Genomic DNA, 7,436 nt, shown 5'->3' on the forward strand with positions numbered 1-7,436 from the left:
GTAAAATATTCAATGATGTAATTTTCTTGGTTGCAGGTGAATGCCAAACAAATATCAACAGGTACCTCAAATCTGTGAATATCCCTGGCTCTAATATAATATATATTGGTGAAATTGATAACTATGAACGTGAGAAGATCTATGCAATAAGCGATGTTGTTGTTTTTCCTTCGAGATATGAGTCTTTTGGTCTTGTGCCATTAGAAGCTTTTGTTCATGGAAAGCCAATTATTGCGAGCAATGCTGGCGCTATTCCTGAAGTCGTAATTAACAATGAATGTGGACTTATTTTTGAAGATGGTAATGCGGAGGATTTAGCAGCAAAAATAAAGAGCATTATGGCTGACGATGTATTACGTGAGCATCTGGGTAAAGGTGCTTATAAACGAGTTAGAGAATTATCTTCATATAATTCTGCAAATAAAACAATTCATCTTTATAATGACTTAATTCGAGATATGGTATGAAAATCGCAATTATTACTGGAATCACCGGACAAGATGGGGCTTACTTAGCCGAGTTACTACTTCAAAAAAATTATAAGGTATACGGAACGTATCGCCGTACAAGTTCCGTCAACTTCTGGCGTATCGAGGAATTAGGCATTAAAGATAACGCTAACCTTCACTTAGTTGAATACGATCTCACTGACTTGTCTGCAAGTATCCGTTTGATGCAATCGACAGGTGCTACAGAAGTTTATAACCTTGCCGCACAAAGTTTTGTAGGCGTATCATTCGATCAGCCTGTGACCACTGCTGAAATTACAGGGATTGGTCCGGTCAACTTGCTCGAAGCTATTCGTATTGTAAACCCTGCAATTCGCTATTATCAGGCTTCAACGTCCGAAATGTTTGGTCTGGTGCAGGCGGTGCCGCAGAAAGAAGATACCCCGTTCTATCCGCGTAGTCCGTACGGTGTTGCAAAACTGTATGCTCACTGGATGACCGTGAACTACCGTGAAAGCTATAATATTTTTGCATCAAGCGGGATTCTGTTTAACCACGAATCACCATTACGTGGCCAGGAATTTGTAACGCGTAAAATCACTGATTCTGTTGCTAAAATCAAACTTGGCAAACTTGATGTCCTTGAACTTGGTAATATGGACGCCAAGCGTGATTGGGGCTATGCAAAAGAATATGTCGAAGGTATGTGGCGTATTCTGCAGGCAGAAAAACCCGATACCTTTGTGCTCGCAACTAATCGTACAGAGACCGTGCGTGACTTTGTCAGCATGGCTTTCAAAGCTGCAGGATTTACACTGCGCTTTGAGGGTAAAGACGAGCAAGAAGTAGGTATTGATACCGCAACTGGAAAAACGTTGGTCCGTGTAAATCCGAAATTCTTCCGTCCTGCTGAAGTGGATTTGCTGATTGGTAACCCCGCTCGTGCAAAAGAAATTCTGGGTTGGGAGCCAAAAACGTCGTTAGAGCAGTTATGCCAAATGATGGTTGAAGCCGATTTACGTCGTAACCAGCAAGGGTTTTCTTTCTGATGTTCGGCGCCGGCAAACATGCCCTGGTAACAGGGATTAATGGATTTACCGGCCGCTATGTGGCAGCGGAATTATCCGCTGCCGGATATCGGGTATTTGGTATTGGCGCAATGCCTTTTGATGGACCTGATTATTACCAGGTTGATCTAATGGATACTGCGAGATTGCAGGAGGTTATTCAGTTCATACAACCAAACGTTGTTATACATTTGGCCGCTATTGCTTACGTCGGGCATGGTGATGCAGATGCTTTCTACAACGTCAATTTACTTGGAACGCGCAATTTATTGCAAGCTTTGGGTGCTTGCAGCACCATCCTAGATGGTGTGCTTCTCGCCAGTAGTGCTAACATTTATGGAAATGGTACAGCCGGGCAACTGAATGAATCCGCGGCAGCAAATCCGGCGAACGATTATGCCGTTAGCAAGTTGGCCATGGAGTATATGTCTCGATTGTGGATGGATAAACTCCCAGTATTCATTACGAGGCCATTTAACTATACAGGTGTTGGTCAGGCGGAAAACTTCCTTCTGCCAAAGATAGTTAAACACTTTAAATCAAAATCATCGACGATCGAGTTAGGTAACATTGATGTTTGGCGCGATTTTACGGATGTTCGTGCACTAAGCCATGCTTATGTCAAATTATTACAGGCAAAACCAGTTGGCGAGGTTATTAACATCTGCTCTGGCCGCACATATTCACTGAGAAAAGTTATTGAGCTTTGTGAAAAAATAACCGGACATCATCTGACCATCCAGATTAATCCAGAATTTGTCCGAGCAAATGAAGTTAAAACACTCAGTGGGGATCCGTCAAAACTGCAATCATTTATTCCAGATTGGGATGTTCCACCACTCGAAGATACTCTACGCTGGATGTTGGAAAGCGAGTAATGAAAGTTATATTTGGAACCGATGCAATAAAATACCCATTAACAGGTATTGGGCGTTATGCATTTGAGCTGGCTAAATATTTATCTGATGCTCCAGAAATATCCGAATTGCTATTTTTAAATGGGCATTTACTCACTCAGCAAATACCTGTGCCTAAAGAAAATAGCTCTTCAACAGAAGGGCTTAAGAACCTTGTAAAAAGAAATCGACTGGCTTCGGAAGTATATAGACTCACAGCACCATGGTTAAAAACAAACGTTTTAAAAAATCATAAAGATGCGATTTATCACGGGCCCAATTTTTATCTACCTCCAAAGGTGGATCGTTGCGTTGTAACCTTCCATGATCTCTCGGTTTTTACGTTACCGCAATGCCATCCTCCTGAAAGAGTTCGGTATATGCGGAAAGAACTGATGCACACTGTAAAGCGTGCATCAGTATTTATCGCAGACTCTGACTTCACCAGATTGGAGTTGATTAATTATTTTAATCTTCCTGAAAATAAAGTGTTTACTGCAAAATTAGCATACGGGAGTGAATTTAGGCCGCGCCCTGAGGAAGATATAATCTCCGTTCTAAGAAAATACAAACTTGCCTTTAAAAAATATTCCTTATTTACTGGTTCAATTGAACCCAGAAAGAATATTTCGACGTTGTTGGATGCTTATGCCCGTCTGCCACTGTCACTGAGAAAGCAAACCCCACTCGTAATTAGCGGGTTCAAAGGGTGGAATAGTGATACTTTGCATCGTCGATTTGAGCAAGGTGAACGAGAAGGCTGGTTACGTTATTTAGGATTTACGCCTTCAAGCGATTTGCCAGTACTGTATGCCGGCGCGGTTAGCTTTTTATTTCCATCAATTTATGAAGGATTTGGGCTACCTGTATTAGAGGCGATGGCTTCTGGTACTCCTGTTGTTTGTTCAAATAGCTCTTCACTTCCTGAAGTTGCGGGTAGCAGTGCGTTAATGTGTGATGCCATGGATGTTGAGACGCTAACGTCTTTAATTATGAAGAGTCTTACGGATACGGAATGGCAGGGTAGTGCCACTAACAGTGGGCTATCACATGTTAGCCAATTTTCATGGAAACGATGCGCAACTGAAACGGTTGCTGCATATAAACAGGTGAAGTAAGACTAATGTTGAAAGTATTGCACTTTTATAAAACATACTATCCAGATACTTTTGGTGGCATAGAGCAAGTTATCTACCAGCTAAGTGAGTCTGGGGCTGAATATGATGTTGAATCAACAGTACTTTCTTTAAGCAAACGTGGGGATATTAATAATCAAAAAATTGGTGTACAGCGTGTTTTTTATGCAAAAACCAATTTTGAGGTAGCCTCAACACCATTCTCTCTATCTTGCATTAAGAAATTTAAAGAATTAGCAAATCAAGCAGATATTATTCATTACCATTATCCATTTCCTTTTATGGATATGCTTCATTTTTTGTGTCGAATAAAAAAACCAACAGTTGTTAGCTATCATTCTGATATTGTAAAGCAAAAGTTTATTTTTCGTCTGTATTCGCCCTTGATGAATCATTTTCTTAGTTCAGTTGATTGCATTGTTGCTGCTTCGCCAAATTATGCACAGAGTAGTCGTGTATTACAGAAATTTGAAAAAAAAGTTAAGATCGTTCCTTATGGACTGGATGAAAAATCGTATCCGCAGACCAAAATAGAAAGAGTAAATTACTGGAAAGAACGTGTGGGAGACAAATTTTTCCTTTTTATTGGCACGTTACGATATTACAAAGGGTTAGATATCTTATTGGATGCGGTTCATGCGACGTCTCTGCCTGTTGTAATTATAGGTAATGGAGGAGAAGAAACAGCTCTGAAGTTGAAGTCAGAAAAATTGGGGTTATCGAACGTTCATTTTGTTGGTGCTCTATCTGATGAGGATAAAGCAGCATTGTTGGAACTTTGTTATTCAGTAGTTTTTCCATCAAATCTTCGTTCAGAGGCTTTTGGCATAACTTTGCTTGAGGGGGCTATGTACAGGAAATCATTAATTTCATGTGAGATTGGCACTGGAACATCATATATTAACATTAATAATATAACAGGTTTGGTTGTTGAACCAGGCAATGTAACTTCATTGAGAGATGCCATGCTCTATCTCTGGAATAACCCCCGGTTAGCACTTTTATATGGTGAAAATGCTAGGGCTAGATTCGAAGCGAAATTCATGGCAGATAAAATGGTCGAGGAGTACTCTAATATTTATAGATGTATTTTTAGGAAGAACTCTCTGTAATATTTCTAAAGTCATAAAATTGGATTTTCATTATGTTCAAGAATAATACACGTAAAGTTGTACGGAAGTTTGCACAGTTTCCTATATTAGGGAAAATAATTAGAGTATCTGTGGCCGTTTTTAGATCGCCATTATATAGAGCTGAAAGTATTGAACTACGGCATAGAGTTGATTCCCTTGAAGAGCAAATTCGGAATTTACAAGGCAGTATGAATTCTAACAATGTAGAACTAATAAATTTAAGACAAGAAAGTGATAATTTTTTCAAATCCATACCATTTGAGGTAAGACGTTTAAGGCGCGAGGTAAATAATTTAGAAAAAATAAAGTAAAATAATTATTACTCAGATCGTATTTGCGGCTATACACTCTTAAAGTATATAATTGTTATTGACAAGGTTTGGATTTGGAATGAAAAAAGTATCAGTTATTATCAATACCTATAATCGTGCAGATTTGTTATTAAGGACTCTTGAATCATTCAAATACATTGATTATCCATTGTTTGAAATCATTGTAATTAATGGCCCCTCTACTGATCACACCGAGGAGGTACTTGATAAGTTTAGAGAATTGATAAAGATAGGTCACTGTGCAGAAGCCAATTTATCAAAATCTCGGAATATAGGAATATCTTATTCTAGTGGCGATATCGTGGCATTTATTGATGATGATGCCATACCTGAGCCTGAGTGGTTAACACAAATTGTAGAGGCCTTTGATTCCTGCGAAGTTGGTGCTGTAGGTGGAAAAGTGTTCGATCACACTGGTTATAAGTATCAATATCAATATGCAAATGCTGATAGACTAGGGCATGGTAAATGGCAGATGGAAGAACCATCGCCTAATTATTGTTTCCCACGGGCATATGAATTTCCATATTTGCAAGGGACGAATACGGCCTTTAGACGAGATGTTCTGGTTGAAATAGGTGGATTTGATGAAGAATTCATATACTATCTTGATGAGACAGATGTATGTTTACGAATTATTGATAATGGGTATTTTATAAAGCAACTTGCGAATGCATATGTTCACCATAAATATGCTCCATCTCATATTCGTACTAAATCAGCTGCAGTATATAGATATCCAGTGCTTAAATCCAAAGTCTATTTTTCGAATAGACATGGTTATTTGTATCATACTCAAGATTTTATTGATTCTGACAATATGAGGTTTATTCAAAATCATCGCAGCGATATCGAATCTTGTATTTCTTCTGGTAAATTACCTGAAGAAGCACTAGTTTCATTTGAAGAGCATGCAATATTAGCAATGAAACAAGGAAGAGAAGAGTCAAGACAAAAACCCAAACTTATTTCATCCCATTTGTTAGAACGTAATGATTGTGCTTTTAAGAAATTTTATTCTATCCGTGCCGATGATGAAAAACGATTAACAATCGTATTATTATGCGAAGATTATCCGCCAAACCTCTTGGGCGGAATTGCTCGTTTTACGCAGGATAAGGCTACTGCACTCGCGCAGTTAGGACATAAGGTTCATGTTATTGCTCGTGGTGATGATCATTCCACAGTAGATTTCGAAAATGGCGTTTGGGTTCATCGTATAGTCGTACAACCCAATGTGAAACCATGCGAGATTGAGCATTTAAATATCCTACAGTCTCATTGGGACCAATCAAAATCTTTTCTTGACGAAATAGATAGAATATCAACTCATCGTAGCATCGACATTGTGGAAGCTCCAATATGGAACGTTGTAGGCATTGCACCATTATTATCTGGCCGCTACCGTGTAATTACTAGTTTGATGACTACTCTTAAATTATCTCTCTCATCTCGCCCTGATCTCACCGCTAGTAAAGAACTTATGGCTTCATTCGTTAATCCGTTAATTGAAATGGAGAGATATATGATCTTGAATAGTGACTCCTTACTTGCCATTAGTAAAGGAATTCTTAATGAGGTTCAGAAGGCATATTCATTAGAAATAGATGAGAATAGATTGTTTGTATCGCATCTTGGTATGCCGGATTGGCGTGAAAAAAGCGACATACGAGAGGTTTCTAATGATAATGAAATTAATATACTCTTCGTCGGTCGATTAGAGAAAAGAAAAGGTATAGATCTCCTTCTTAGTATCATTCCTGATATAGTTGCTGCTTATCCCAATGTGTCTTTTGATATCGTTGGAGACGATAGTATCCCTGCTGATAGTGATTTTACATATAGAACGAAGTTCGAAAATGAATTTGGTGCATTACTAAATGAAAAGATAAAATTTCATGGGAAGGTTGATGAAATCGCATTGAGAAAACACTATTCTAAGTGTGATGTATTTGTTGCGCCATCCAGATTTGAATCTTTTGGGCTTATTTATGTAGAAGCTATGATGTACGGAAAACCTGTTATTGGTTGTGATGTCGGAGGAATTCCGGAGGTAGTTGAGCATAATGTTAATGGGATCCTGATTTCTCCCGGTAATGCTAATGAACTTTATGAAGCATTGTCTTTATTAATTACAAATCCGTCGCTGCGAAAAAAATTGGGAAAAGAAGGGCGTATGAGATATGAGAATTTATTTTCTGATGTTCAGATGGCGAAATCATCAGTTAACATGTATAAAAAAATAGTCGCGATAAATATGCAGGATGCATGATATGGGGCATGAAGAAAAGTTTTTTGTAACTGGCCGAATTGCTGTTTTAGATCAACTGCGAGCCTTAGCAGTCATTTGTGTATTGATTTCACATTTTTCGATTGCAATCAATTCAAAATTTATAGCAATTCAAAATAATTCAATTAATATC

General features: G+C 38.4%; 6 protein-coding genes. All 6 read left to right on the forward strand.

Annotated elements, in window-relative coordinates:
• A partial coding sequence (locus NNO03_RS22180) for a glycosyltransferase family 4 protein (protein WP_271450581.1) occupies positions 1-467 on the forward strand: 467 nt, incomplete at its 5' end.
• A complete protein-coding gene (gene gmd, locus NNO03_RS22185; RefSeq protein WP_271450582.1) occupies positions 464-1,498 on the forward strand; it encodes a GDP-mannose 4,6-dehydratase in 1,035 nt (344 codons plus the stop codon). The genes NNO03_RS22180 and gmd, both read left to right, overlap by 4 nt.
• Complete coding sequence (locus NNO03_RS22190; RefSeq protein ID WP_271450583.1) at positions 1,498-2,394, forward strand: GDP-mannose 4,6-dehydratase; 897 nt, start codon at positions 1,498-1,500, stop codon at positions 2,392-2,394. Before gmd ends, NNO03_RS22190 begins: the two co-directional genes overlap by 1 nt.
• The gene (locus tag NNO03_RS22195) at positions 2,394-3,530 is read left to right on the forward strand and encodes a glycosyltransferase family 1 protein (RefSeq protein ID WP_271450584.1); all 1,137 of its coding nucleotides are present in this window, start codon (positions 2,394-2,396) and stop codon (positions 3,528-3,530) included. The genes NNO03_RS22190 and NNO03_RS22195 overlap by 1 nt, the downstream gene beginning before the upstream one ends.
• Positions 3,531-3,535: 5 nt before the next feature.
• The gene (locus NNO03_RS22200; protein WP_271450585.1) at positions 3,536-4,660 is read left to right on the forward strand and encodes a glycosyltransferase family 4 protein; all 1,125 of its coding nucleotides are present in this window, start codon (positions 3,536-3,538) and stop codon (positions 4,658-4,660) included.
• Positions 4,661-5,071: 411 nt separating this feature from the next.
• Positions 5,072-7,285 (forward strand): glycosyltransferase, encoded by a 2,214-nt coding sequence (locus NNO03_RS22205; protein WP_271450586.1) that lies wholly within the window; start codon positions 5,072-5,074, stop codon positions 7,283-7,285.
• Positions 7,286-7,436 lie beyond the last annotated feature (151 nt).

It is taken from the genome of Citrobacter sp. Igbk 16 (assembly GCF_028069755.1).
Classification (GTDB): Bacteria; Pseudomonadota; Gammaproteobacteria; order Enterobacterales; family Enterobacteriaceae; genus Citrobacter.

Coding starts and splice junctions, on each gene's coding strand:
- gmd (WP_271450582.1), top strand. CDS start 464: ATGAAAATCGCAATTATTACTGGAATCACCGGACAAGATGGGGCTTAC.
- NNO03_RS22190 (WP_271450583.1), top strand. CDS start 1,498: ATGTTCGGCGCCGGCAAACATGCCCTGGTAACAGGGATTAATGGATTT.
- NNO03_RS22195 (WP_271450584.1), top strand. CDS start 2,394: ATGAAAGTTATATTTGGAACCGATGCAATAAAATACCCATTAACAGGT.
- NNO03_RS22200 (WP_271450585.1), top strand. CDS start 3,536: ATGTTGAAAGTATTGCACTTTTATAAAACATACTATCCAGATACTTTT.
- NNO03_RS22205 (WP_271450586.1), top strand. CDS start 5,072: ATGAAAAAAGTATCAGTTATTATCAATACCTATAATCGTGCAGATTTG.